Origin of the sequence: Burkholderia sp. 22313 (genome assembly GCF_052045245.1) — a bacterium.
Classification (GTDB): Bacteria; Pseudomonadota; Gammaproteobacteria; order Burkholderiales; family Burkholderiaceae; genus Burkholderia.
In genome coordinates this window covers 1-901 of record NZ_JBQEON010000081.1, presented here as the reverse complement: position 1 = coordinate 901, position 901 = coordinate 1, and the positions used below count along the sequence as shown (strand labels likewise).

The following is a 901-nucleotide window of genomic DNA, read 5'->3' as shown; positions in this document are numbered from 1 at the left end:
ACTTCGATACACCGGCTGAGCGCTTTCATCAATTCGTTGCATCGACGGGTTGAATCCGCAATTGAGACGAATCGAACTCGCGCAAAACGGTGAAGAGGTAGCCACGTCAATCGGCACGATTCGCTCCGACGAAGGACGGTTGGTCCCAGGCGATTTCACTGACTGCCTGCTGCAATTTGAGGAACGACATGGACGTAATGCAACGGACTCGCTTCGCCGCAGCAGCAGCGGCTAATGCTGAAGATGCATCGATTTGGCGTTGGTTTTCCGCCCTTCTTGAAGAGCGTCGTATCCGGTGGCGTTACATGTTCGATAGTTGGGTCGTTAATGTCGATCGCACTCGTGTTGCCTCGGAGTTGACTTTCTATGATGCGATAAGGGCGGCAAAAGAGGAGGCCGAACAGCGGGGGCTAGGACGGCCTGACGAAAGGCCAGCCCGGGGGCGCTGGCAAGGTAGGGACACAGAAGACGTAACACGATGCCGTTCCTATCGCTAATTCGCCTGGACGTCGCAAGATCTTGTGGTGCCTGCTGACTCCAGTGCCCCACCTGCGCGACAGTATGTGAAATCGTGCGGTCAGATTTCGGCTCGTTCGGCCCCGAAGGGGTTGTGCAGGACCAGTGGTGATCGGAGATTGTTTCGCGCGAGATGATCTGCCGTCAAGATTGATTTCGTGACGTTTCCTCGGTCGGCGGAGTCAAGTGGCGAACCTATGCTGATGGCCGCGCGTTGAGTACCAGATCGCTCGCTGCGAGGGCAATGGCACGAAGCAGCAGGTTGATTTTCGCAGTGAGACTGCTCTTTTCGACATTACTTTCTAAGTTTAGAAAATTCAATTCGACTCTCAGACTGAAGGGAATCACGCATGAAGATTCACGAGTACCAGGGTAAGGAAATCCT

1 protein-coding gene is annotated in these 901 nt (G+C 54.4%); it reads right to left on the bottom strand.

The features are described from left to right. Positions 1-711: 711 nt before the first annotated feature. A partial coding sequence (locus ACTJKF_RS31360) for a hypothetical protein (protein WP_440629011.1) occupies positions 712-901 on the bottom strand: 190 nt, incomplete at its 5' end.